A 1,614-nucleotide genomic window follows, 5' to 3' on the forward strand; every position below is an offset into this window, starting at 1 on the left:
GGCCATCGGTGATGCTGCTCATCATGGCCCGCAAGCGGCGGTCGGCCACGTGGAAGGCCTCGGTCCGCTCGGTGACGCGCCGCTCCAGCGTCTCGTTGAGATCGCGCAAGCGCTCCTCGGCGCGGCGCCTCTCCTCCACCTCGGCCTGCAGGGCCAGGTTGGCGCGCTGCAGCTGGCGGGTCTTGCGGTCCAGTTCGGCAAAGACGGCCACCTTGGAACGCAGCACCGCCGGGTTCACGGGCTTGTGCAGATAGTCGACCGCGCCTGAGCCATAGCCCTGCAGGCGGTACTGGTCCTGATCGAAATATGCGGTCAGGAAGATGATGGGCAGGTGGGCATTGCGCTTGCGCTCCTTGATCATCTGCGCCAGCTCGATGCCGTTCATGTCGGGCAGCTGGATGTCCAGCACCATGACGGCGAACTCCTGGCCCATCAGCGCGAGCAGGGCCTGGTCGGCCGACAGCGCCCGCACGATGCGGTAGCCCGGGTCCGCCAGCACGCTCTCCAGCACCAGCAGGTTGGCCGGTTCGTCATCGACGATCAGGATGTTGGTCAGCTCTTCAGCGCCCGCCACCTGCTCCACGACGTCGATCGTTGTCGGCATCGTCATCACCGGTACAGCCACACGCGCATCAGCGACAGCAGCTGGGCCGTGTTGACGGGTTTGGAGATGTAGTCGCTGGCGCCCGCCTCCAGGCATTTCTCGCGGTCACCCTTCATGGCCTTGGCGGTCAGGGCCAGGATGGGCAGGTTGCGGAACTCGGCGTGGGAGCGGATCTCGCGCATGGTCTCGTAGCCATCCATGTCCGGCATCATGATGTCCATCAGCACCAGGTCGAGATCGGGCGTGTGCTGGATGATCTCGACGGCGGCCCGGCCGCTGGTGGCGGTCAGTACCTGCATCTCCTGATTCTCCAGCAGCGTCGTCAGCGCAAAGATGTTGCGGGCGTCGTCGTCCACCACCAGCACGCGTCGGCCGTGCAGCATCTCGGCGGCGCCGTGCAGCTTGTGCAGAATCTCCTGCTTGCCCTGCGGCAGCTCGGTGACGACGCGGTGCAGGAAGAGGGCCGTCTCGTCGAGCAGGCGTTCGGGGCTCTGCACATCCTTGAGCACCACGCTCTTGGCCAGCGCACGCAGCTGCTTCTGCTCGGCGCTCGTCAGATCCTTGCCGGTGAAGACGACGACCGGCACGGCCGCCAGGGAAGGGTCGGCATGCAGTTGCTCCAGCAGGCCGAAACCGCTGACGTCGGGCAAGCGCAGATCCAGCACGATGCAGTCGAAGGTCTGCTCACGCAGCATCTGCAACGCCGCCGCGCCGGTACCGACGGCCTGCAGCTCGATGTCGTCATGGCCGAGCAGCTCGATGATGGCCTGGCGCTCGATGTCGTTGTCCTCGATGACGAGCAGCCGCTTGGTGCGCGGCACCGTGAAGTCGCGAATGCGGTCCAGCGCCGCCTCCATCTCCTCGCTGGTGGATGACTTCACCACATAGGAGAAGGCGCCGTGCGCCAGGCCGTGGTTGCGGTCCTCCTCGGCGACGCTGAAGATCTGCACCGGGATGTGGCGGGTCAGCGGGTCGAGCTTGAGCTGGTTGAGCACCGTACAGCCCAGAAT

General features: G+C 65.9%; 2 protein-coding genes. Both read right to left on the reverse strand.

Going from position 1 to position 1,614, the window contains the following annotated elements; genetic code table 11:
- On the reverse strand, positions 1-604 hold a 604-nt coding region (locus ACXJKR_RS31985; protein ID WP_457326279.1), incomplete at its 3' end, for a response regulator.
- A 5-nt stretch (positions 605-609) separates the two neighbouring features.
- Positions 610-1,614, reverse strand: a 1,005-nt coding sequence (locus tag ACXJKR_RS31990; protein WP_457326280.1) for a response regulator, incomplete at its 5' end; no start/stop codon positions are given.

The organism is Roseateles sp. P5_E11 (genome assembly GCF_054049355.1).